Origin of the sequence: Marinobacter zhanjiangensis (assembly GCF_014651935.1) — a bacterium.
In the GTDB taxonomy this organism is placed as follows: domain Bacteria; phylum Pseudomonadota; class Gammaproteobacteria; order Pseudomonadales; family Oleiphilaceae; genus Marinobacter; species Marinobacter zhanjiangensis.
Genome location: NZ_BMXV01000007.1, coordinates 148,738 through 172,727 on the forward strand (window position 1 = coordinate 148,738; position 23,990 = coordinate 172,727).

Here is a 23,990-nt window from a genome sequence, read left to right on the forward strand (position 1 = left end):
AGGCCGCCGACCGAGTCAGGGGCTCCTGGCGGGTAGTCACGGATGACCCCTGTTTGCGGCGGCGAAAGACCTCCCCCCCCCCATCCCGGGGCGTCTTGCTCCAGAAACTCAGTGCACACTGGCCCCTTTCTTCGGCTTATTGCCAAAGCACACCTGATACACATCGTTATAGTGTTTGGCAAAATGCACCGTCAGGCCCTCCTGAAGATAGTCCGGCAATTCCTCATAATCGCCCCGGTTCGCCTCCGGCAGGATCAGTGTGTTGAGCTTCTGCCGGCGGGCCGCAATCACCTTCTCGCGAATACCGCCCACGGGCAGTACCTGGCCGGTCAGGGTCAGTTCGCCGGTCATGGCAATGTTCTGCACCGGCGACTCCCGGCGGGCAATGGACAGCAGGGCCGTGGCCATGGTCACGCCGGCACTGGGGCCATCCTTGGGAGTGGCTCCCTCCGGCACGTGCAGATGCACGAAGGACTTGTCGAAGAACGCCGGGTCTGCCTTCAGCCGTTTCAGGTTTGACGAAACATAACTGTAGGCGATGTCCGCCGACTCCCTCATCACATCCCCCAACTGGCCGGTCAGCTTGAAGCCCCGCTGGTTGGTGTGGATCCGTGAGGCCTCGATGCTCAGGGTGGCACCACCCATGGCCGTCCATGCCAGGCCGGTAACCACGCCGGTGCCCTTGAGCGCCTTTTCCTTGCGGAAGGCGGGTTGCCCCAGGAAGTCCTCCAGGTCGGAGACGCCCACGCGCACCGGTTTTTCCGGCTCGTCCAGCAGCCGGACGATGCCCTTGCGGATAATCTTGTGCAGCTGCTTTTCCAGCGTCCTGACGCCGGCTTCACGGGCATAGCCCTCGATCACCTGACGCAGGGCGGCATCGGTGATATTGAGCTGTTTCTTCAGCAGGCCGGCCCGCTTCAGCAGCCGTGGTAGCAGGTGATGCTTGGCAATGGCCTGCTTTTCCTCGGTGATGTAGCCGGACAGGCGGATGGTATCCATGCGGTCCAGCAGCGGCCGGGGAATGGTATCCAGCTGGTTGGCGGTACAGATGAACAGCACCTTCGACAGGTCCAGGCGGACATCCAGATAGTGGTCCAGGAAATCCTTGTTCTGCTCCGGGTCCAGGGTTTCCAGCAGGGCAGACGCCGGGTCGCCCTGGAACGAGGAGCCGACCTTGTCGATCTCGTCCAGCATGATCACCGGGTTGGAGACCTTGGCGTCCTTCAGGGCCTGTACGAACTTGCCGGGCATGGCGCCGATGTAGGTACGGCGGTGGCCCTTGATTTCGGCCTCGTCACGCATACCGCCCAGGCTGAAACGGTAGAACTCCCGGCCCAGCGCATCGGCCACCGAACGGCCGATCGAGGTCTTGCCGACCCCCGGCGGGCCCACCAGTAGCAGGATGGACCCGGAGATTTCCCCCTTGAAGGTGCCCTCGGCGAGAAATTCCACGATCCGGTCCTTCACATCGGTGAGGCCATCGTGATCCCGGTCCAGCACATTGCGGGCGTGGGTGAGGTCGAAGTGGTCCTCCGAGGTGATGCCCCAGGGCACCCGGGTGATCCAGTCCAGATAGTTGCGGGTGACCCCGTACTCCGGTGACCCCTGTTCCAGCACCTGCAGTTTCTGCAGCTCTTCCTCGAACCTGGCCTGCACGTCCTCGTTGGGGTCCAGTTTCGCCATGCGGGCCTGGAAGCGCTCGATGTCCGCCGTCTTGTCGTCCTTGGACACGCCCAGTTCCCGCTGGATAACCTTGAGCTGCTCGCGCAGGAAGAATTCCCGCTGGTGCTTCTGCACCTTGTCGTTCACTTCCTCGTTGATCTCCGCCTGCAGGCGCGCCACCTCCTGCTCCTTGCGCATCAGCACCAGCACCCTCTCCATGCGGCGCAGCAGCGGAACGGTATCCAGTACATCCTGCAGCTCACGCCCCGGGGCGCTGGTCATGGACGCACCAAAGTCGGCCAGGGGCGAGCTGTCATCCGGCCCGAAGCGGGACAGGTACTGCTTGACGTCCTCACCGTACAGCGGATTGGAGCGCAGCAACTCCTTGATGGCGCTGATGATGGCCAGGGTGTAGGCCTTGAGTTCGTCGGTGGCCTCTTCCGGCTCGTCCGGATACTCCACTTCCACCAGGTAGGGAGGCTTGCGGCGCAGCCACTGGGTGATGCGGAAACGGGTCAGGCCCTGGGCGATGAACTGGACCTTGCCGCTTTCCTCCTGCACATGGTGAATACGGACAGCGCAGCCCATGGTTTCCATTTCGTCACTGGCGGGGATGTTGCGCTCGGGATCCGGATCCTCCACGAAGCAGATGCCCATCATGTGGTGGTCGGTATCGCCTACCCTTTTGAGGGTTTCCTGCCAGGGATCCTGGTTGACCATCACCGGCTGTACCTGGGCCGGGAAGAAAGGCCGGTTGGACACCGGAATGACGTACATGCGACGTGGCCGGGCCTCACCCGGCAGCACCAGGCTCTTGCCGGTGTGTTCGTCGCGGCCTATGTATTCGGTGATGTCTTCCTCTTCTTCAGGCGTCTCGTTGTGCTGGTCGTCGGCCATAGTCTTCCTCATGTACGGGGTATGGAGTGTCAGGCGGGTAGTGGTGAAGGCCCGCTCTGAGTAAAGGTGTTCACTGGTATGTAGCGGCAGGGGCAGGGAATTCAAGGCCGGGGCGATTCCGGCCCGTTGTTGCCCCGGGCGTGTTGCCAGCGTGGCCGCCGGCAGCGGCTGTCGTGGCTTGAATTCAGCGCCAATGGCACCATGTAGTCCGTAGTTCTCCGTAATCAATCATTTACCGGATCAGACAGGACCCATCCCATGAGTAATTCGCCCTTTATCTTTGAAGCCACCATGGACAATTTCCAGGAGAAGGTGATGGACGCCTCCAAGTCCACCCCGATTCTGGTGGATGTGTGGGCGGAATGGTGTGCTCCCTGCAAGCAGATCATGCCGATCCTGGAAAAACTGGTGGATGAGTACAATGGCGGCTTCCTGCTGGCCAAGGTCAACGCCGACGAGCAGGAGCAGCTGACTGCCAGCCTGGGTGTCCGCAGCCTGCCGACGGTGATTCTGGTGAAGGACGGTCAGGCCGTGGATGGTTTCAACAGCGCCCTGCCCGAGGGCGAGGTACGCAAGCTTCTGGAGCCGCACGTGGAGAAGGCCGAGGAGCAGGAAACCCCCTACGACAAGGCCCACCGGCTGTGGGAAGAGGGTGACCTGGATGGCGCCCTGGCGATTTTCAGCCAGCTCAACCAGCAGAACCCGGACGACCTGAAGGTTCTGATTGACCTGGCCCAGATCAAGGCGGAGCAGGGCGACCTGGACACTGCAGAACAGGTACTGGAAAGCCTGCCCCCGGAAGAGAAACTGCAGCCCAAGGCCAAACAGCTGGCGGCCCGGCTCAAGATTCTGCGCCAGGCCGGCGAACTGCCGCCCATCAAGGACCTGGAGATGGCCCTGGAGCAGGACCCGAAAGATCCGGATGCCCTGCATCAGCTGTCCATGCAGTACGCCCTGAACGACCGCAACGCCGAAGCCATGGACCTGCTGATCCGCCTGATGCAGACCAATCCCGACTACAAGGATGGCATCGCCAAGACTTCACTGGTGGAGCTGTTCGAGAAGCTGGGCAATAACAATCCGGATGTGCGGACGTATCGGCGCAAGCTTTATACCTTGATGCACTGAGGTTTATTGCGGGTTTATCCGAAATTTGCGCCGGACATCCCCTCTCCCTTGAGGGGAGAGGGCCAGGGTGAGGGTGAAAGGCGGCCGGACTGCGGAGTTGAAGTCTCCACCCTCACCCCAACCCTCTCCCCTCAAGGGAGAGGGGGTAAAATGCCACTCAACCAACCAGTTTTTTCAGATACCGCCCGGTATGAGACCGCTTGTTCCTGGCCACGTTCTCCGGTGTACCCTCGGCAATAATCTCACCACCGCCCGAGCCGCCTTCCGGCCCGAGATCGATAATCCAGTCCGCGGTCTTGATCACGTCCAGGTTGTGTTCGATCACCACCACGGTATTACCGTGATCCCGCAGGCGTTGCAGTACGGTCAGCAACTGCTGGATGTCGTAGAAATGCAGCCCGGTGGTGGGTTCGTCGAGGATGTACAGGGTCTTGCCGGTGTCCCGCTTGGACAGTTCCCGCGACAGCTTGACCCGCTGGGCCTCGCCGCCGGACAGGGTGATGGCGCTCTGGCCCAGGCGGATGTAGGACAGGCCCACATCCATCAGGGTCTGTAGCTTGCGGGCCAGGAAGGGCACCGGGTCGAAGAATTCCCGCGCTTCCTCCACGGTCATGTCCAGCACCTCGTGGATGTTCTTGCCCTTGTAGCGTACCTCCAGGGTTTCCCGGTTGTAGCGCTTGCCCTTGCACACATCGCAGGGCACGTAGATGTCCGGCAGGAAGTGCATCTCCACCTTGATCATGCCGTCGCCCTGGCAGGCCTCGCAGCGGCCACCCTTGACGTTGAAGCTGAAGCGTCCCGGCTTGTAGCCCCGGCTGCGGGCTTCCTGGGTGCCGGCGAACAGTTCCCTGACCGGCGTGAAAATACCGGTGTATGTGGCCGGGTTGGAGCGCGGTGTACGACCGATGGGGCTCTGGTCGATGTCGATGACCTTGTCCAGGTTATCCAGTCCCTTGAGGGACTTGTAGGGGCCGTGGGTCAGGCTGGTGGCCTTGTTCAGTTTGGCGGCAGCCACCGGATAGAGGGTGCTGTTGATCAGGCTGGACTTGCCGGACCCGGACACGCCGGTGATGCAGGTCATCACGCCAAGTGGCAGATCCAGGGTGACCTCCTTCAGGTTGTTGCCGGTGGCGCCGGACAGGGTCAGGGTCTTGCCGTTGCCTTCGTTGCGGGTGGCGGGGATGGGAATTTCCCGGGCGCCACTGAGATACTGCCCGGTGAGGGAGTTCTCGTTGGCAATGATGTCCGCCGGCGTACCCTGGGCCACGATGTGACCGCCGTGGACGCCGGCACCGGGGCCCACGTCCAGCACGTGGTCGGCGGCGCGGATAGCGTCTTCGTCGTGCTCCACCACAATCACCGTGTTGCCCAGATCCCGCAGGTGGGTGAGGGTGGCCAGCAGCCGGTCATTGTCCCGCTGGTGCAGGCCGATGGAAGGCTCGTCGAGAATGTACATGACGCCCACCAGACCCGCACCGATCTGGCTGGCCAGGCGGATGCGCTGGGCCTCGCCGCCGGACAGGGTGTCGGCGCTGCGCTCCAGGGTCAGGTATTCCAGCCCCACGTTGACCAGGAACTGCAGCCGTTCGCGGACTTCCTTGAGTATCTTCTCGGCAATTTCGCCCCGGCGACCGGGCAGTGCCAGGTCACCGAAGTAGCCATGGGCCTCGCCTACCGGCATGTGGGCGATATCGGGCAGGTTGTGTTCATCGATAAACACGTGCCGGGCACCCCGGCGCAACCGCGAACCACCACAGTCCTTGCAGGGCTGGGTGCTCAGGTGGCGGGCCAGCTCCTCGCGCATGCTCTGGGATTCGGTTTCCCGGTAGCGGCGCTCCAGGTTGGGCAGCACCCCCTCGAAGGGGTGCTCCTTCTGCATGATATGGCCCCGGGAGTTCACGTAGCGAAAGGGGATCTCTTCCTTGCCGGAACCGTGCAGCACCACGTTCTGGAAGTCTTCCGGCAGATCCTCAAAGGGGGTGTCCATATCGATGCCATAGTGCTCGGCCACGCTGGAGAGCATCTGGAAATAGTAGACCGCGCGGCGGTCCCAGCCGCGGATCGCGCCTGCGGCCAGGGTGGCGGCAGGGTTGTAGACTACCTTCTCCGGATCGAAGAACTGGCGCACCCCCAGGCCATCGCAGGTGGGGCAGGCGCCGGCCGGGTTGTTGAAGGAGAAGATTTTCGGTTCCAGCTCGCTCAGGGAATAGCCGCACTGGGTACAGGCATAACGGGCGGAGAAGGTGATGTCCTCTTCCTTGCCGTCCATATCCGCCACCAGGGCGATGCCGTCGGCCAGCTCCAGGGCGGTCTCGAAGCTTTCCGCCAGGCGCTGCTCCAGGCCTTCCTTGACCTTGAAGCGGTCCACCACCACGTCAATAACGTGTTTCTTTTTCTTGTCCAGGGGCGGCACGTCGTCGATGTCATAGACGTAGCCGTCCACCCGCATGCGGATAAAGCCCTGGCTGCGCATGGTGTCGATCACCTGCAGATGCTCACCCTTGCGGTCGCGGATCACCGGCGCCACCACCATCAGCTTGCTGCCCTCGGGCATCGCCAGCACCTGGTCCACCATCTGGCTGACCGTCTGGGCCTCCAGGGCCTGGCCATGGTCGGGGCAGCGGGGCTCGCCGGCGCGGGCAAACAGCAGGCGCAGGTAGTCGTAGATCTCGGTGATGGTGCCCACGGTGGAGCGGGGGTTGTGGGAGGTGGACTTCTGCTCGATGGAAATGGCCGGCGACAGCCCCTCGATATGGTCCATATCGGGCTTTTCCATCATCGACAGGAATTGCCGCGCGTAGGTGGACAGCGATTCCACATACCGGCGCTGGCCTTCCGCGTAGAGAGTGTCGAATGCCAGGGAGGACTTGCCCGAGCCGGAGAGCCCGGTGATAACAATCAGTTTGTCACGGGGCAGCTCCACATCGATGTTCTTCAGGTTGTGCGTACGTGCGCCTTTGACCTGGATGGACTCCATAATGCTCCTCTGGCAGTTAGCGATTCGGCAAGGGTAATACGGCAGTATAACGGCTTCGGCTCTGTCGCCAAGGGTCCGGGGTTACCAGGTCAGGGTATCTGCTGACGGGGCAGGGGTATTATCCGGCTCCACCAGGATGTCCGGGGGCAGCTCTTTAAGGCTGGTGGGCGTCTCACCGGGGTCGTCGGAAAGATCCACAATGATCTCCACCCGGCGGTTGAGGGCCCGGTTCCCGCGGGAATCGTTGGGCCGCCGGGGCTCGGTGGAGGCCAGCCCCATAACGCGGAAACGCCCCTCATCCAGGGGCCCGGCCTCGATCAGGGCGTTGGCGACCGCTGCGGCCCGGTCCGCCGACAGGTTCCAGTTCGACTCGTAGCGGCTGCCGCTGCCGATGGGAACATTGTCGGTATGGCCTTCCACGGTCAGGTCGCCGGGGATATCCGTCAGTACCTTGCTCATCCGGTAGAGCAGGTCGACCATGGCATAGGTCAGCTCGGCGGAGCCGGAGGAAAAGGACCCGCGCTCCTCGATGCGCATGATGATCTGACGTTTACCCGGGTCCGCCTGAACATCCAGCTGGCCGGCGGTGATTTCCTCCTGCAGGACTGCTTCCAGGCTTCGGGCATAGGCCAGTGCCGCGGCGGTAGCTTCGCCGGCGGCCTGCTGTCCCGGCTGGGTGCCCGGCTCGCGGTCCAGGAAGGGCTCCACTTCAGTGGTGCTCTGGCGCACCTCATCCAGGTCGGTGGGCTCGGGTTTGCCGGGGGTGAAGTGCCGGAACACCGGGCTGGTGCCCTGGGGAATATCCACGGAGGCCACTTCCCGCTGAACGCCAAAGGCTTTGGACATCTCTTCGGCAATCTGCTTGAACTTCATGGCGTCGATCTCCGAGAAGGAGAGCAGCAGCACGAAAAAGCACATCAGCAGCGACATCAGGTCGGCAAAAGTAACCACCCACGCGGGAATTCCGGGCTTTTCCTCTTCCGGCAACTCATCCATCGGGCTCAGGCCCCGCTTTCAGTGGCGGCTTCGCGTTTTGCCGGTGGCAGATAGCTGGACAGCAGCTGTTCGATCACCCGCGGGTTCTGACCATGCTGGATGGCGACCAGGGCATCGGAGATCAGTGACTGCATCCGGGCTTCTTCGGTCAGGCGCAGCTCCAGCTTGTCGGCGATGGGGTTGGCGACCATGGTGGCAATCATGGCGCCGTAGAGTGTGGTCAGCAGCGCCACTGCCATGGCCGGGCCGATACTCTCGGGGTCCTCCATGTTCGACAGCATCTGCACCAGGCCAACAATCGTGCCGATCATGCCCATGGCCGGGGCCACGTCCCCCAGCGCCCGGAACACCTTCGACCCCCAGCGGTTGCGGTCCATGGTGAGCAGGCGCTCCTTGCGCAGCAGGTCATCGATGACATCCGCGGATTGACCGTCCACCAGGTGTTGTATGCCCTGCGACAGGTATTCCGAACTCGCTTCCCGGCCCTCCAGGTTGAGTACGCCCTGTTTGCGGGCCACGTTGGCGATATCGATCAGCTCCTCGATCAGCGACTGGGTATCGGGCAGTTTGAACGAGAACGCACGGCCCGCCGCCTTTATTGCCCCGAAGTACTGGCTGAAACTGAACTTGGCCAGAACCACCGAGAGACTGCCGAGAACCACGATCAGCACAGAGGGTGCATTCAGGAACACCCCGGGGGAAGCGCCGACAACGATGGCCGTGCCGATGATGACAACGCCTCCCACGAGGCCTATCAGGGTTGCTAGATCCACAACGTACTACCCGGTCCGGTTAAAAGTGGGCGAATTGTAATCAGAGCGGATCGTCATTAACAGGTTAAAAAGCAATCTCTGTGATGGCGCAGGCAGATGATCAGGCGCCCGTAACCTTGATTCACCGCACGACAGGATGCGCAAAATCCCGGGCCTCATCTGGTAGACTGGCCCCTTTCACTTTGACGTTGCAGACATCCCGATGAACAATTCCGAACGCCAGGCGGTCGCCGCGCTTGCTTCCGTCTATTCCATGCGCATGCTGGGCCTGTTTATGGTCCTGCCGGTATTCGCCCTGCTGGGGCCGGATCTGACAGGGGCCACCCCGGCGCTGATCGGGCTGGCCATTGGTATCTACGGCCTCAGCCAGGCCAGCCTGCAGATACCGTTCGGCGCGCTTTCGGACCGGCTGGGGCGCAAGCGGCTGATTTATATTGGCCTGATAATATTTGCCGCCGGCAGCCTGCTGGCCGCCGCCTCGGATCACATTTACGGCGTGATCGCCGGTCGTGCGCTGCAGGGGGCGGGTGCCATTGCCAGCGTGCTGATGGCCCTGGTCAGCGATCTTACCCGTGCCGAGCAGCGCACCAAGGCCATGGCCAGCATTGGTGTCACCATCGGGCTGTCGTTCTCGCTGTCGCTGATCCTGGGGCCGCTGCTGAGCCAGGTTGCCGGGCTCGCGGGCATTTTCTACCTCACCGCCGTGCTGGCCCTGGCGGCGATTGTCGTGGTCTGGAAACTGGTGCCGGAGCCTCCGGCCATGGTAACGAAAGGCGAACACCTGCCGGCCCGGGCCATGCTGGGGCACGTGTTGCGGGACCCGCGCCTGTTACGGCTCGACTTCGGGATCTTTGCCCTGCACCTGGCGCTGACGGCAATGTTTATTCAGGTGCCGGTGTTGTTGTCTGATCAGCTGGGGCTCGCCATGGGTTCCATGTGGTGGTACTACCTCACGGTGATGATCACCTCCTTCTTTGCGATGGTGCCATTTATCATCATTGGCGAGAAAAAGCGGCAGATGAAGGCGGTGCTGTCCGGCGCCGTTGCCATGCTGCTGCTGGCGAGCCTGGCCCTGTGGCAGTGGTCGGCCACCCTGGCTGCGGCCTGGTTCGGGCTGTTCTTCTTCTTCATGGCTTTCAACCTGCTGGAGGCCAGCCTGCCATCGCTGATCAGCAAGGAGTCGCCATCAGGTGCCAAGGGTACCGCCATGGGGGTCTATTCCACGTCTCAGTTTTTCGGGGCCTTCCTGGGGGGTGCCGCAGGCGGCGTGCTGGCGGGCTGGGCCGGCGCCGACGGCGTGTTCGGGCTGATGGCGATCGTGTTGCTGGCATGGCTGGTCATCGCTGGCACCATGCCGGCCCCGCGTTATCGGGATCGGGGCGAGGATGAATTCGTGGTAGAGTTGCAGGAATCCGATGCGGACGATGAGTCGTCACAGATGAACAATGACAGAACAGGGGTGAATCATGGCACGAGGTGTTAACAAGGTCATACTGATAGGCAACCTGGGGCAGGATCCGGAGACCCGTTACACGCCCAATGGCAACGCGGTGGTCAACCTGAACCTGGCTACCGATGAAAGCTACAAGGACCGGCAGACCGGTCAGCTGGTACCCAAAACCGAATGGCACCGCATTGTCATGTTCGGCAAGATCGCCGAGATTGCGGGCCAGTACCTTCGAAAGGGTTCCAAGGTCTATATCGAGGGCAAGCTGCAGACCCGGAAATGGACCAACAAGGAAGGGCAGGACGTCTACACCACCGAGGTGGTCGTGGACATCAATGGCCAGATGCAGATGCTGGACAGCCGTGGCGCCGGCGACAGCAACGCCAATCAGGGTGCGCCCCAGGGTCGTCCCCAGCCGCAACAGCAGCCGGCCGCGCAGGGCAATTCCCAGGGCGGTTCCCAGGGTAACTACGGGGGTGGCGGAGCCGGAAACAATCAGGGTGGCGGTTACAGCCAGCCCGGTGGTGGCCAGGGCAGTATGCCGGAGCCGGTGGATGACTTTGATGACGATATTCCGTTCTGAAAAACCCGGATATCGAGCCAAATAAATGGCATTAGCGATTATGTGTACATAAAGCCTTCATATATGAAGGCTTTTTTGTAACCGAGTTGCAAAAGGCTGTGAAATGATACACGAAGTCATATTTTTACGGGGTATTCTTTAACTAGAATGTCAGCCATATTGAGACGAATCCCCATAATGACCAACAAGGCTGCGTGTGTCTCTGGTTAACCGATTCAAAAGTCTGTTCCGATCATCCGCCAGACGCTCGCGGCTTTCTCTGGAAGTCCGGCCGGACGGTATTGCCTGGGCCAGTGGTTCACTGTCCGGGTTTGCCGAGTGCACACCGGCAAAACGGTTATCGACGCTGCAGGACATCGTCTCGTCCAACCAGCTGGCGGATGCCGACACTACCATGGTGCTGCCCCTGGACCAGTACCAGGTATTCCAGCTGGAGCGCCCCGAAGGCGTTGACGATGCCGAGCTGGGGGATGCGCTCAAGTGGAAGCTCAAGGATTTCCTCGACTTCAGTCCCTCCGAAGCGGTCAGTGACGTGTTTCCCTTCCCCGCAGATGCTGCCCGGGGCCGTGGCGAGCTGGTCAACGTGGTGGCGGTGCGCCGCACCCTGATTGCCGAGCTGGTATCCCTGGCGAAGGACGCCGATCTGAACCTGCAGCGCATTGATATTGCCGAGCTGGCCCTGCGGCGGCTGGTGAGCCGCCTTGACGAGACCGGCCGGGGGGCGGCGCTGGTGCATCTCAGGGATCGCTATGGCCATATGGTGGTTTGCAAGGGTGAGACCCTGTACCTGTCACGGAAACTGGAAGTGACAGCCGATGACCTGAGGGAGGTCGCCAGCCAGGAGTCCGCGGTCCAGTCCCTGGCGCTGGAAATGCAGCGTTCGCTGGACTATTACGAGAGCCAGCTCGGGCAGGTGCCGCCGCCGGTGATCAATCTGGTGGCCCGTGACAGCATGCTGCCGCTGAGCTCCATGCTGGGCTCCTATCTGGCCGCCAGTGCCCGCAACCTGGACTGGTCCACACTGGGCCTGGACGAGGAACTGGACAGCCGCTGCCTGGTGGCCTGGAGCGCCGGGCTCAGTCTGTCGGAGGGCGCTTCGTGATCCAGCAGGTGAACCTGTACAAACCGGAGTTCCGGCCCAGTCAACAGCGGATAACAGCGAACAATGTGGCGCTGATGGCGGTTGTGCTGCTGGTAGTCATGTTGGTAGCGGGTGGCTGGTTCCAGTACCGTGCCGCCGGTCTGGAGCAGGCCGTTCAGGCCGAACAGGCGGGAAACGATCAGGTCCGGCAATCCATCGAGCGTATGAACACAGAGATCGACGGGCGTCGTCCGGATCCACAGCTGGAGCAGGCGGTAGAGCGGGTGACGGATACCCTGTCCCGGCGCCAGCGCCTGCTGGAGCGGGTCGAGCGGTTGGCGAACAATCGTTCCGAAGGTTTTGCCGCCCCCATGGCCGCACTGGCAAGACAGGTGCCGCAGGACCTGTGGCTTACCGGTCTGCGGTTGCAGCAGGATCGCGTATCCCTGCAGGGTCAAACCCGGGCGGGCAGCCTGGTGCCGGTTTACCTGGAGCGCCTGGGGGAAGAACCTGCCTTTGCCGGACAGGTCTTCGGCCGTTTCGAGCTGACCCGTTCAGACGAGCACCCCTGGATCGAGTTCCGGGTGGCCACTCGCCGTGACGAGGAGGCCAGCCAATGAACATTACCGGCAATCCCTGGAACCGGGTGTCCGCCTGGTACGACGAACGCCCGGTACGGGAGCGCGGGCTGATTCTGGTTACCGTGCTGGTGCTGGTATTGCTGGGCGGCTGGCAGTTCTGGGTGGCGCCGTCGTTGGCGGCGGCCGAGCGGCATGAGGCGCGGTTGGTGGAAGCCCGCTCGGAGCGGGCGCAACTGCTTGCCACACAGTCAGAGCTGGAGCAGCAGCTGTCACAGGATCCGTCCGCCCAGTTGAGACAGACACTGGAGGCCCGTCAGCGGCGCCTTGACCGTATTGATCAGCAGATCACCGAAACCACCGGGCAGCTGATCCCGCCCCGGGACATGGTGGTCATGCTGCAGGACATGCTGGCCACCGAAAAGGGCTTGTCACTGGACGGCGTTCAGTTGCTGGCACCGCGGCCGATATACGCACAGGAGCCGTCCGGATCCTCGGCTGACAACGCTGAGCCGGAGGCCCTGCTTTATGCACACGAGGTGGATATCGTGGTGTCCGGGGGCTACCTGGAAACCATGACGTATCTGGAGCGCCTCGAAGCCATGGACGAACGCCTGGGCTGGGTCACGGTGGAGTACGAGGCGGCCGAGTGGCCCGCGGGATCGGCACGGATCCGGGTGCGGACCCTGAGCCTCGAACCGGCCTGGCTGGGGGTATGACATGGCGCGTTTGCTGATTGTGATTCTTTTACTGGTCGGGCCGGGCGCCGCTATGGCGCTGCAGGATCCGACCCGGCCATCCGGCCAGCAGACAACACCGGCGCCAGCGGCGGCAGAGTCACGGCAGTTTGCGCTGTCGTCGATTCTCTATGGGCCGCAGCGCCGGGTGGCAGTCATTGATGGAGTGCCAAGGAGTGAAGGCGATACGTTCGACGGGGTTCGCCTGCGGCGGATTTACCCGGCCCGGGTAGAGCTGGTGGTGCAGGGTCAGGTGCGTGAAGTGCGCCTGACGGCACTGCCGTCGATCCGGACTTCCAAGTAACCGAGTTGCGAGTGGCTATGACACTGACAAGATACGGTACCCTGGCGCTACTGGCACTGACGCTGACAGCCTGTGCCAGCAACCCGTCGATGCGAACGGGGCAGGCGACCTCCACGGAGTCTGCCCGCGCCATCGATGAGGCCCTGGGCGAGGCCGAGCAGCAGGCCGAGGCCGACCAGGAGCAGGCACGCCAGCGCAGCGCACCAGACCTGCCGGCTGACGTCAGTGCCGCCCTGTTGCCTCCGCTGGAGCAACCTGAAGAGGCCGAACAGCGTTTCGACGTCAACGCCCGGGGCGTGGAGGCCAGGAGTTTCTTCGAGGCACTGGTGGAAGGCACCGGCTATAACGTGGTGGTGCATCCGGGTGTCAGCACTACCATCGATCTGCGGCTGAACGACGTCACCGTGCCCGAGGTCATGGATATCGCCCGGGATGTTTACGGTCTCTCGATACAGCGCAAGGGCCGGCTGTTCCAGGTGGATGCTGACCGGGTGCAGACCCGCCTGTTTCCTATCAACTACCTCGACTTCAAGCGCAGCGGTAGCTCCGAGACCCGTGTCAGCTCGGGCCAGGTGAGCAGTACCCGCAGTAGCGGTAACTCCGATGGCGGCAGTGACAGGGCAGACCAGGATTCCGGCAGCAGCCGCAACCTGGTGGGCACACGCATCTCCACAGAAACCGAGTCCGACTTCTGGCGCGACCTGTCACAGGCGTTGACCATGCTTGTCGGCACTGGCGACAACCATCAGGTAATTACCAATCCCGGTGCCGGTCTGGTGATGGTAAGCGCCAACGGCGAAACCCTGCGCCAGGTGCAGGACTACCTTGAGCGTACCGAGCTGATCATGCAGCGACAGGTCGTACTGGAGGCCAAGATACTGGAGGTCGCGCTAAACGAAGGTTATCAGCAGGGTATCAACTGGTCCGATGTACAGAGCTCCGCCGGGCGCGCCGACTACTTTACTTCGCAGTCCCTGGATGGTCAGACTATTCGTTCGGGTGGTATCGGCGGGGTTTTCTCGGCCGCGGTCAGCGCCGGGGACTTCAGCGGTCTGATCCAGTTGCTGGGGGAACAGGGCAATGTGCAGACCCTCTCCAGCCCGCGTATCGCCACGGTGAATAACCAGAAGGCGGTAATCAAGGTAGGGACGGACGAATTCTTCGTGACCGATATTGATTTCGACGAGGATAACAATTCGCTCAACCCCTCGGACAGTACCTCGACGTCGATCGAGCTGACGCCTTTCTTTTCGGGCATCTCCCTGGATGTGACACCACAGATCGCGGAAGACGGTTCGGTGACCCTGCACGTGCACCCGGCCGTCAGCGAGGTTGACGACCAGCAGAAGGTCATTACCGTTGGCGACCGGGATGTGACCCTGCCACTGGCGCTGAGCACCGTGCGCGAAACCGACAGCGTCATCCGCGCCGAGAGCGGGCAGATTGTGGTCATTGGCGGCCTGATCCAGAACATCAGCGAAGACGACAATGCAGCAGTCCCGTTCTTCAGCGAGATTCCCATACTGGGGGAGGCGTTCCGCCAGCGTAACTTCCAGTCCCGCAAGAGCGAGCTGGTCATCCTGATCCGGCCGATTGTGGTGGGAGTGGAAACCATGAGTGCTGACATCTCCGCCAGCCGTGAGCGCATGCAGGTGCTGCGGGAACTGCTGCAGTCATCGGAATCACCAACGCCCGAGCCGGAGGGCGGGCCACGCTGACATGTACGAAGCCCACTTCGGACTGCAGGAAGCACCGTTTGCATTGACGCCCAACACCCGCTACTTCCTGCGGGCGCCCAGCCATGGTGATGCTCTGGAGTTGCTGGTAGTGGCGCTGCGGCAGCGCGAAGGTTTCATCAAGATCACCGGCGAGGTGGGTACCGGCAAGACACTCCTGTGCCGGTTGTTGCTGAACGAGCTGGAGGAAGAGGCCCATACCGCCTATATCCCCAACCCTCACCTGTCCCCCGAAGCGCTCTATGAAGCCGTGGCGGAAGAGCTGGGGGCAGAAGTCCAGCCGGGCGCGAACACTCATCAGGTGCTCAAGTCTCTCAACGAGAAACTGATCGACCTGGCCATGGATCAGAAGCCGGCGATACTGGTCATCGATGAAGCCCAGGCCATGCCGGAAGCCACCATCGAGGCCCTGCGGCTGCTCACCAACCTGGAAACCGAGAGCACCCGGCTGCTGCAGGTGGTCCTGTTCGGCCAGCCGGAGCTGGACACCTTGCTGAGCCGGGACAGCCTGCGCCAGCTCAAGCAGCGCATCACCTTCCACTACCGTATCGAGCCCCTGGGCCGGGAGTCGGTCGCCCAGTACCTGCGCCACCGGCTGGCCCTGGCCGGCTACAACGGTGCCGATGTGTTCCGGCCGGGTGCGCTGAAGGTGATCACCCGGGCCTCTGGCGGTATCCCCCGCCTGGTCAACGTGCTGGCCCACAAGTCCATGCTGGCGGCGTGGGGCAATGGCGACCGGCAGGTGGAGCGTGGGCATGTGCTCAGCGCCGTGAAAGACACCGAAAGCGCCCGTTCGCCCGGGCTGCTGGCGAGGTGGTTATGAGCCTGCTCAATGATGCCCTCAAGGCCGCCGAACAGCGCCAGGACCGGCACGCGCCGTCGCCCTATACCGGCCAGGGCATGGCCGCATCCGCCCGGCGCGGCAACATCGGCAAGGTGCTGGCGGGTATCGTATTGTTGGTGATTCTGGCGGCCGGCGCCTATTACCTGTACCTGTACTGGGCAACGCCGGCGACCACAACGGCTGCCGGTCAGACAGAGCCGGTTTCCGTGGTCCCGGACGCCGGGAATAACCAATCCGCTTCCTCGTCTGCTGAGGAAACAACGGAGACATCGGCTGCGGAACCAGAGGAAACCGTTCAACAGCCCATCGAGGAGCAGGAGATTGGCGAGGTAATCGACACCCCGGCTGACCGGGATCAGGGCGCCGCTGACATTGTGATGCAGAGCTCTCGGGAACCAGAGGCGGAGCCAGCCATGGAGCAGCCGGAGGTGACGACTGCCGCGGCCCCTGCACCAGAGCCGGCGTCGGCGGGCACTACCGAAAATACGGCAGCGTCGGAGGGGGCAGAACCCCAGCCCGCGCCGAGAGGCCCGCAGCCGCCTGCGCAGACAGCCAGTTCGACCGGGAACGAGCCACAGCCCCCGGCTGAACCGGAGACCACCCAGACCAGTAAAACGCCCCCGGCAGAGCAGGCCACGACGGACGCCAACATCAAACAGGCCCGACAGTCGCCGGAACAACGGGACCGGGATGCCAGCAAGGCGATCCGCACACAGGTGTCCAATGGTGAGCTGGCAGCAGCGGAAGCAACGCTCACCCGGCTCACGGATACCCAGACGGCACCCAAAAGCCGCTACGCCTTTGCGCGGGCGGTGCTGGCCCGTGGCGATGTTGACGGTGCCCTGGAATGGGTACCCGAAAACCTTGCCGCCCGCTACCCGGACCTGCGCCTGATTCGTGCCCGCGCGCTGCTGGCCGGTGGCGACCTGGATCAGGCCGTGGCCACGCTCCGCTCCGGCGTACCGCCGGTGGCGGACAACGTGGAGTACCGGGTGACCCTGGCCACGCTGCTTCAGCAACAGGGGCAGAGTGACCAGGCCGCAAACCACTGGGCCGAGCTGATCGCCATGGACGATAGCCGGGCCCCCTGGTGGGTGGGTCTGGCTATTGCCCTCGAGGGCCGTGGTGATGTGCCCGCGGCCCGCCGCGCCTATCAACAGGCGGCTGCCCTGCCGGGGCTGGCACCATCGCTGGCGGATTACGTGCGCCAGCGCCTTCAGATACTGGGAGCCGGATGACCATGGCCGAGCCGAAACGCAAAATCCGGATTGGTGACCTGCTGGTCCAGAACGAGGTCATCACCGATCAGCAACTCCAGACCGCCCTGAAGGAGCAGAAGAACACCGGGCGCAAGCTGGGCCGTACGCTGATCGATCTGGGCTATGTGGAAGAGGATAGCCTGCTCAATATCCTCTCCCGCCAACTGGACGTGCCCTTCGTTCAGTTGCGTAACTACCAGTTCGACCAGAACCTGGTGAAAAAACTGCCGGAAGCCATGGCGCGGCGGTTCCGCTCCATCGTGCTGGCGGAGCAGGGCGGCGAGCTGTTGGTGGGCATGGCCGACCCGCTGGATATCTTTGCCTACGACGAGCTGGTGCGGGTGCTCAAGCAGCCGGTCAAGCAGGCGGTGGTGCGGGAGAGCGAGCTACTCAACACCCTGGACCTGGTCTACCGGCGCACCGAGGAGATTGCCTCCCTTGCCGAGGAGCTGGAAGACGAGCTGGGCGACGACGCCTTCGACCTGGCGGACCTTTCCGCCGAGTCCGAGAGCGAGGAAGCCCCGGTGGTCAAGCTGCTCAAGACCCTGTTCGAGGATGCCGTGCAGGCCCGCAGCTCCGATATCCATATCGAGCCTGACGAGACGGTAGTGCGCATTCGCCAGCGGGTGGACGGCGTGCTGCAGGAACAGGTGATGAAGGAGAAGCGGGTCAACGCCGCGCTGGTCCTGCGCCTGAAGCTGATGGCCGGGCTCAATATCTCCGAGAAGCGCCTGCCCCAGGACGGTCGCTTCAACGTGCGGGTCAAGGGCCGCAGCATCGACGTGCGGGTGTCCACCATGCCGGTGCAGTACGGCGAGTCGGTGGTCATGCGTCTGCTGGACCAGAGCAGCGGCACCCTGGACCTTGAAAGCACCGGCATGCCGGAACACCTGCTGGTCAACTTCCGCCGCCTGATCCACAAACCCCATGGCATGATACTGGTCACTGGCCCCACGGGCAGCGGCAAGACCACCACCCTCTATGGTGCACTGACCGAGCTGAACCGCCCGGAAGTGAAGATCATCACCGCCGAGGACCCGGTGGAATACCGCCTGCCGCGCATCACCCAGGTGCAGGTAAACCCCCGCATCGGCCTGCAGTTTGCCAATGTGTTGCGGTCCGCCCTGCGGCAGGACCCGGATGTGATCCTGGTGGGTGAGATGCGGGACAACGAAACCGTGGAAATCGGCCTGCGCGCGGCCATGACCGGCCACCTGGTGCTGTCCACCCTGCACACCAACGACTCCATTTCCAGCGCCATGCGCCTCATCGATATGGGGGCGGAACCCTTTCTGGTGGCCAGCTCATTGCTGGGCATCGTGGCCCAGCGGCTGGTGCGTAAGGTGTGCGACAACTGCCGCGAAGCCTACGAACCAACGGAACAGGAGCGGGTCTGGCTGAAAGCCTTTGACCTGGACCCGCTGGACCTGGAGGCGGGCTTTGTCCGTGGTCGCGGCTGTTACCAGTGCAGCAATACCGGCTACAAGGGCCGTATCGGCGTCTACGAGATGCTGGAAATGAACGAGGCCATGCTGGATGCCCTGCGCCGGCAGGATGTGTCCGGCTTCACTCGGGCTGCCCGTGAAAGCCGGCTGTACCGCCCGCTGGGCTCATGCGCCATGGACTATGCCCTGCGAGGCATCACCAGCCTGTCGGAAGTGGCCCGTGTTGCGGCCACCTCTGAGGCCGATGTCTCCCTGGACGAGACGGACGCCGCCATCGCTGAACGGGCGTTGCAGGAAGCCACGGACAAGGCGGAGGAGTACTGATGCAGTTCCGCTACCGAGGCAAGGACAGCGCCGGCACAGTGCGTCAGGGAAACCTGGCAGCGCCGACAGCGGATGCCGCCGCCGGCGAACTGTTGCGCCAGGGAATCACGCCCCTGGCCATCGAGGAGCAGCAGGAGACCACCTCGCTGTCGGACCGGTTCGAACAGATACCCCTGTTCCGTCGCCGCGTCACCCTGGACGAACTCATCGTGTTCTGCCGGCAGATGTACGCCCTGACCAAGGCCGGTATCCCGCTGATCCGTACCATGCGCGGGCTTGCGGAAACCACCCGGTCACCGGCACTGGCGGAGACCCTGGACGATGTCACCGACCGCCTGGAGGGGGGCGCCAATATGGCCACGGCCATGCAGGCTCACCCGAAGGTGTTTTCCGACATGTTCATCGCCATGATCCACGTGGGCGAGAACACCGGTATGCTGGACGATGCCTTCAAGCGCCTGTCCAACATCCTGGAGCTGGAGCGGGACACCAAACGTCGCCTCAAGCAGGCCATGCGCTACCCCACGTTTGTCGTGGTCGCATTGCTGGCGGCCCTGATGGTGGTGAACTTCCTGGTGATTCCCAAATTCTCGGCGGTATTCAACAAGCTGGGGGCGGACCTGCCGTTCCTCACCCAGGTGCTGGTGGGCACCTCCAACTTCCTGCTGAACTACTGGTACATCATGCTGTTTGCCATTGCCGCCGCCGGCCTGCTGATACGCCAGTGGAAGCAGACCGAGCAGGGCCGGCAGACCTGGGACCGTTACAAACTCAGGATTCCCATTATCGGCCCGCTACTGGAGCTGATTACCCTGAGCCGTTTCTCGCGGAACTTTGCCACCATGCTGGCCGCCGGTATGCCGGTCACCCACGCCCTGACCGTAGTGTCTGACGCTACTGACAACGCCTGGATCGCCATCCATATCCGGGAGATGAGGCATGGTATTGAGCGGGGTGAAAGCCTGCTGCGTACCGCCCGCCACAGCGGCATGTTCACGCCGCTGATCCTGCAGATGATTGCCGTCGGCGAAGAGACCGGTGCCGTGGACGAGATGCTGTACAACGTGGCGGACTTCTACGACGAGGACGTGGATTTCGGCCTCAAACGACTGGCGGAGTCCATCGAGCCGATATTGATTGTTGCCATGGGGGTGCTGGTCCTGATCCTTGCACTGGGCGTATTCCTGCCCATCTGGGACCTGGGGGCGGCCGCCATGGGGCGGGGCTAGAACCGCATGGGGGCGGAAGGTCCTGTGTTGGCCGACAGCCACCGGCGGTTCCGCTGGCTGGTGGCATTGACCGTTCTGGCATTTGCGGTGTGGTTCTTGCTGGATGCCCTGGAAGACACGGTGGAAAGGGCGGAGCAGCAATCAGTAAAGCTGATGCTGAACCAGGTGCGCAGCGCCCTGGTGGTGCGAGGCGCCGAGGCCATGCTGGCCCGGGACGAGACCCTGGAGTCGTTGCAGGGGCTCAACCCATTGCCACTGTTGCGATGGGAAGGGGAGCAGCCCCTGACGGAAGAGAATTGCACGACCCTGGCGCCGGATGAACGGGGCTGGTGTTTCGACAGTGAGCGGCACTGGCTGGTGTATCAGCCCGGCCAGCCGCTGGATATGGAGGGCCGCCAAAGGGAAGCGGGCGAACCTTTCGCGTGGCAAGTTCGGGTGAGCTATGCCGGAACTGTCAAACAAGGCAAAAACAACGGCAAACGCGCGACGGGTCTCAAACTGGTGGAGGTGGATCGCCATCAAATAAGCGAAAATGAGTAGATCGCGTTAAAGTGCCTGCATGAGACAATCATTAAAATATCGCAACATTGCGAGGAGCGACAAATGAGCAGTAAGCAAAAACAGAAGGGTTTCACCCTGATTGAACTGGTGGTGGTAATTGCCATTCTGGCTATTCTGGCGGCATTTGCCTTGCCGCGGTTTGCGTCGCTTTCGGAGCAGGCGCATAACGCAAGTATCGAAGGGACGGCGGGAGCTCTTTCCGCCGGTGTTGCTCTGACACGTGCCCAATGGGTCAGCAATGGGTTCACGACTGCGACTCAAGACCTTGAAGGCTTTGGAGACGGGACCGTGAACATGTCGGCTGAAGGCTGGCCCGTATCTGCAGGGGGCCAAACCGCCATTGACGAAACCATGACAGGTGATCGCTGTGTAAGTGTCTGGGATGCACTTTTGCAGGCGAATGCACCGGACGTAGCGACCACAGGGACAGATGTTGACTACATAGCTACGGTAACCGGAACCAATAGCGAAGTCTGCACCTACACTTATCAGCCTGACAATGAGACCAATACCATCGCCTATGACGTTTCTACTGGCGAAATCGACACAACCATCAATTAAAAATTTGAATAGATCAGTCAATTAAAAGTTGGAGTAAAACCATGACAGCTATAAATGCAATCACATCAAGAAAAGAGAAAGGCTTCACCCTGATCGAACTGGTTATGGTAATTGTGATTCTTGGTATTCTGGCGGCGTTTGCGTTGCCGCGGTTTGCGGATCTGGGCGGTGATGCTAGACGTGCATCATTAGAAGGCGCGAGAGGGAGCGTCAAGTCAGCATCTGCTATAACTCATGCTGCCTTTTTAGCTGATGGTGACGAGCCAACCATCGTTACATTGGAAGGGACAGATATCACTTTGGTGAACGGCTATCCTCAGGCGGATGGAGCTACTGCTACTGAGGCGACAACAACAAATGGTATCGCTGAAGCGGCGCAACTAGATGGAAATGACTTTGGACTTGCATTTACGGGCTCTACATTAACCATTTCAAATGGCGGCTGTTCCTTTGATTACACCGAAGCTACGACCGATGCTCCCCCTGAGATTACTGCAATTACAGATACCGACGGCGAATGTTGAGAGATAAGAATTGGTTTCGGAGGCTAGTTCAACAAGGCTTAATTCGATAAGGCCGATTACTAGTTCTGCGTAACATAGGAATGCGCCTTACCTAATCAGCCCACGTTGAATGGATAGACGTAAGTCCGGGAGAGGGGCATCATAATGCAGGCCACCCCGAGTTCATCGGGCTTTACTCTGGTCGAGCTGGTAATGGTCATAATCCTGATCGGAATACTCTCCGCTCTGGGAGTTGGCCTCTTAACCAGAAGCTCCTCCTTCTCCCCCCTGCTGGCGACCCAGCAACTCGAATCCGCCACGCTGCTTGCCCAACAGGCAGCGCTGGCGGGTAATTCCTCAAACTCGCTAACCATTTCCCAAACGACTAAAGACTTTCAATTCCAGGCTGGGGGCAGCAGTTTTGGCATCAGTCGCGAAGGCGCCTCTATAACTTACCGACGAGAAGATCAGTCGTCCTACCAGGCAATCGGTGCTTCCGGATTAACAATAGGGTTTGACTCTTTCGGTCGTGTAAATTCGCCTGTTGCCATGATGGGATATCAATTTCGTATCTCCGGAGATAGCAATTATCAGATTTGCCTCAGCCCCCTCGGAGCCATATACAGGGGTGGGTGTTGATGAGAAAGCTTGATGATGGCCAGCAAGGCGCCACTTTGGTTGAGTTGGTGATGACCATCGTCATTATCAGTGTCGCCATTGCCGGCGTGGTGGGCGCCTTTTCCCTGATTGCCGGGCGGAGCGCTGACCCGCTGAACCAGACCCGTGCGGTTGCTTTGGCCCAGCGCTACATGGACGAGATTTTGGCAAAGCCGTTTGATGAGGATGCGAGACCCGGGCAGCGTTACGACGGCGGCTGCCGCAAGACGGTGGTCGACGGTCGTAGTCGTGACGAATACGAAGATGTAGACGACTACGACGCTATCGTGGATGAAGCCCCGTCCGAATACTGGACCGGCGCCGGTAACCCGGAGGAAGGGTATGATCAGTTCTCCGTCACCGTCGATGTGGACTGCGTGGCAAATCCATCCTCGGAACTCAATGCCGATGTAGAGGCCAAGAGGATCAGGGTAACCATTACTGACCCCTCGGATAACGACTACGTCTTTGCCGCTTACCGGGTGAATTTCTGATGCGTCGCGCGGCAGGGTTTACGCTGGTCGAACTGGTGATGGTTATCGTGTTGTTGGCTATTGTGGCCACCATCTCCGTCCAGTTTGTGGCACTGTCCACCCAGGGTGCCATCGATACCGGTGACCGCCAGCAACGTGCACTCAAGGCAGTGGTGGTCAGTGAACAGATTACCCGCATGCTGCGGGAAGCCTTTCCGTTGTCGGTCAGGGTGACAGGTCCCACAGATAACTGCATCGAGTGGCTGCCTATTGTGGGCGCGACCCGCTATACCGAATTGCCTAAAGCCGGGGGCAGTACGATTGAGGTTGTACCCTTTAGCCGGACACCAGACGACGATAGTGTGCGAGCCGTCGTCTATGGCTATGGCGGTTCTGCGGATGACGTTGCAGCCAAATTCTATCAGTCGGCGCTCCAGAATCCGGGCCCCATTTCACCTGAGATTGTCAAACCTATCGACAATTCCACGGTGCCGGTTTCCATCAATCTGGACGCTCCCCATCGTTTCTCCGCGAAATCACCGGCCCGCCGACTATATGTGGTGTCCCGGCCACAAGCCCTGTGTTCGGAGCCCGATGGAGAGTTTGAAGAACTCGCTCTCTATCGTGGGTATAACGTTGGCGCTTCATACGACCGTGGAAACCGTGACGTTCTGGCAGCGAACCTTAAGGGGCCTGCTGAGTTTTTCGTAAAGCCGATTTCTCTCAGGCGGGCGGCAGTGGTGAGTTTCTCCTTTGATCTGGCCACTCCTGGCAGTACAGAAACCCTGGAAGTCAGTCAGGAGGTGCAAATTCGCAATGTGCCCTGAGCATTCTTTCAGACATCAGTCCGGGGCCGGCTTGCCGGTTGCTCTGTTTATCATCACGGTGCTGGCTTTGCTCGTGGTGGCCATGGCCCAGTTGCAACAGTCGTCAGGGGAATCCATCAGTTTGCAGATACAGTCCCAGCGGGCGTTTTTTGCGGCGGAGAGCGGGGCTCAGGTGGGTGTCGGCAGAGTCATGGAGACCAATAACTGCGCCTCGGTGCCCGGAGCGGTGTCCTTCTCTACCTCTGGCCTTAACGGTTGCTCTGTATCGCTATCCTGCCAGCCGACCAACGTGACCATTGAGGAGCGCGACTATTTTGTGGCCCGGGTGACCAGCGATGCCCAGTGTGGTAGCGGACCGGATCGAGCCAACCGCTCCGTAGAAGTCTTGGTCAGGGAGGAGTGACTATT

At 61.6% G+C, this 23,990-nt stretch carries 23 protein-coding genes; 19 read left to right on the plus strand and 4 right to left on the minus strand.

Going from position 1 to position 23,990, the window contains the following annotated elements:
• Window positions 1–108: 108 nt before the first annotated feature.
• Window positions 109–2,559, minus strand: a complete 2,451-nt coding sequence (lon, locus tag IE079_RS15105; RefSeq protein WP_189577718.1) for an endopeptidase La — start codon at window positions 2,557–2,559, stop codon at window positions 109–111.
• A 258-nt stretch (window positions 2,560–2,817) separates the two neighbouring features.
• On the opposite strand from lon, the gene IE079_RS15110 reads away from it, so the two are divergent.
• Window positions 2,818–3,687: a thioredoxin family protein gene (locus IE079_RS15110; RefSeq protein WP_189577622.1), complete on the plus strand. Its 870-nt coding sequence runs from the start codon at window positions 2,818–2,820 to the stop codon at window positions 3,685–3,687.
• A 157-nt stretch (window positions 3,688–3,844) separates the two neighbouring features.
• Here IE079_RS15110 and uvrA read toward each other — a convergent pair whose 3' ends face one another.
• From uvrA to pomA, 3 genes are all read right to left on the minus strand, one after another.
• Window positions 3,845–6,664: an excinuclease ABC subunit UvrA gene (gene uvrA / locus IE079_RS15115; RefSeq protein ID WP_189577623.1), complete on the minus strand. Its 2,820-nt coding sequence runs from the start codon at window positions 6,662–6,664 to the stop codon at window positions 3,845–3,847.
• 81 nt (window positions 6,665–6,745) lie between these two features.
• Window positions 6,746–7,660, minus strand: a complete 915-nt coding sequence (locus IE079_RS15120; RefSeq protein ID WP_189577624.1) for a MotB family protein — start codon at window positions 7,658–7,660, stop codon at window positions 6,746–6,748.
• Window positions 7,661–7,665: 5 nt separating this feature from the next.
• Window positions 7,666–8,433 (minus strand): flagellar motor protein PomA, encoded by a 768-nt coding sequence (gene pomA, locus IE079_RS15125; protein ID WP_189577625.1) that lies wholly within the window; start codon window positions 8,431–8,433, stop codon window positions 7,666–7,668.
• A 202-nt stretch (window positions 8,434–8,635) separates the two neighbouring features.
• On the opposite strand from pomA, the gene IE079_RS15130 reads away from it, so the two are divergent.
• From IE079_RS15130 to IE079_RS15215, 18 genes are all read left to right on the plus strand, one after another.
• Window positions 8,636–9,916, plus strand: a complete 1,281-nt coding sequence (locus IE079_RS15130; RefSeq protein ID WP_189577626.1) for an MFS transporter — start codon at window positions 8,636–8,638, stop codon at window positions 9,914–9,916.
• Window positions 9,900–10,463 (plus strand): single-stranded DNA-binding protein, encoded by a 564-nt coding sequence (gene ssb, locus IE079_RS15135; protein ID WP_308427781.1) that lies wholly within the window; start codon window positions 9,900–9,902, stop codon window positions 10,461–10,463. Before IE079_RS15130 ends, ssb begins: the two co-directional genes overlap by 17 nt.
• Window positions 10,464–10,659: 196 nt before the next feature.
• Complete coding sequence (locus IE079_RS15140; RefSeq protein ID WP_227712534.1) at window positions 10,660–11,565, plus strand: type IV pilus biogenesis protein PilM; 906 nt, start codon at window positions 10,660–10,662, stop codon at window positions 11,563–11,565.
• Window positions 11,562–12,164, plus strand: coding sequence for a PilN domain-containing protein (locus IE079_RS15145; protein ID WP_189577627.1), 603 nt, complete (start codon window positions 11,562–11,564; stop codon window positions 12,162–12,164). Before IE079_RS15140 ends, IE079_RS15145 begins: the two co-directional genes overlap by 4 nt.
• Window positions 12,161–12,841, plus strand: a complete 681-nt coding sequence (locus IE079_RS15150) for a type II secretion system protein GspM (RefSeq protein ID WP_189577628.1) — start codon at window positions 12,161–12,163, stop codon at window positions 12,839–12,841. Before IE079_RS15145 ends, IE079_RS15150 begins: the two co-directional genes overlap by 4 nt.
• 1 nt (window position 12,842) lies before the next feature.
• Complete coding sequence (locus IE079_RS15155; RefSeq protein ID WP_189577629.1) at window positions 12,843–13,163, plus strand: hypothetical protein; 321 nt, start codon at window positions 12,843–12,845, stop codon at window positions 13,161–13,163.
• A gap of 17 nt (window positions 13,164–13,180) precedes the next feature.
• Window positions 13,181–14,881, plus strand: a complete 1,701-nt coding sequence (gene mshL / locus IE079_RS15160; RefSeq protein WP_189577630.1) for a pilus (MSHA type) biogenesis protein MshL — start codon at window positions 13,181–13,183, stop codon at window positions 14,879–14,881.
• A gap of 1 nt (window position 14,882) precedes the next feature.
• The gene (locus tag IE079_RS15165) at window positions 14,883–15,722 is read left to right on the plus strand and encodes an ExeA family protein (RefSeq protein ID WP_189577631.1); all 840 of its coding nucleotides are present in this window, start codon (window positions 14,883–14,885) and stop codon (window positions 15,720–15,722) included.
• Entirely contained in the window at window positions 15,719–16,981 is a 1,263-nt protein-coding gene (locus IE079_RS15170) for a tetratricopeptide repeat protein (RefSeq protein WP_189577632.1), read from the plus strand. The genes IE079_RS15165 and IE079_RS15170 overlap by 4 nt, the downstream gene beginning before the upstream one ends.
• Window positions 16,982–16,983: 2 nt before the next feature.
• Window positions 16,984–18,771 (plus strand): GspE/PulE family protein, encoded by a 1,788-nt coding sequence (locus IE079_RS15175; RefSeq protein WP_189577633.1) that lies wholly within the window; start codon window positions 16,984–16,986, stop codon window positions 18,769–18,771.
• Window positions 18,771–20,000: a type II secretion system F family protein gene (locus IE079_RS15180; RefSeq protein WP_189577634.1), complete on the plus strand. Its 1,230-nt coding sequence runs from the start codon at window positions 18,771–18,773 to the stop codon at window positions 19,998–20,000. The genes IE079_RS15175 and IE079_RS15180 overlap by 1 nt, the downstream gene beginning before the upstream one ends.
• A 24-nt stretch (window positions 20,001–20,024) precedes the next feature.
• The gene (locus tag IE079_RS15185) at window positions 20,025–20,540 is read left to right on the plus strand and encodes a hypothetical protein (RefSeq protein WP_189577635.1); all 516 of its coding nucleotides are present in this window, start codon (window positions 20,025–20,027) and stop codon (window positions 20,538–20,540) included.
• A 63-nt stretch (window positions 20,541–20,603) separates the two neighbouring features.
• Window positions 20,604–21,122: a prepilin-type N-terminal cleavage/methylation domain-containing protein gene (locus tag IE079_RS18985; protein WP_189577636.1), complete on the plus strand. Its 519-nt coding sequence runs from the start codon at window positions 20,604–20,606 to the stop codon at window positions 21,120–21,122.
• Between the two features lie 41 nt (window positions 21,123–21,163).
• Window positions 21,164–21,646 (plus strand): type II secretion system protein, encoded by a 483-nt coding sequence (locus IE079_RS19045; RefSeq protein ID WP_189577637.1) that lies wholly within the window; start codon window positions 21,164–21,166, stop codon window positions 21,644–21,646.
• A 192-nt stretch (window positions 21,647–21,838) separates the two neighbouring features.
• Window positions 21,839–22,264, plus strand: coding sequence for a type II secretion system protein (locus tag IE079_RS15200; protein ID WP_373296218.1), 426 nt, complete (start codon window positions 21,839–21,841; stop codon window positions 22,262–22,264).
• The gene (locus IE079_RS15205) at window positions 22,264–22,776 is read left to right on the plus strand and encodes a type IV pilus modification PilV family protein (RefSeq protein ID WP_189577639.1); all 513 of its coding nucleotides are present in this window, start codon (window positions 22,264–22,266) and stop codon (window positions 22,774–22,776) included. Before IE079_RS15200 ends, IE079_RS15205 begins: the two co-directional genes overlap by 1 nt.
• Window positions 22,776–23,582 carry a type II secretion system protein gene (locus IE079_RS15210; protein WP_189577640.1) on the plus strand — a complete coding sequence of 269 codons (807 nt, stop codon included), beginning with the start codon at window positions 22,776–22,778 and terminating at the stop codon, window positions 23,580–23,582. Before IE079_RS15205 ends, IE079_RS15210 begins: the two co-directional genes overlap by 1 nt.
• 31 nt (window positions 23,583–23,613) lie before the next feature.
• Window positions 23,614–23,985, plus strand: a complete 372-nt coding sequence (locus IE079_RS15215; RefSeq protein WP_227712535.1) for a hypothetical protein — start codon at window positions 23,614–23,616, stop codon at window positions 23,983–23,985.
• The last annotated feature ends 5 nt before the right edge of the window (window positions 23,986–23,990 follow it).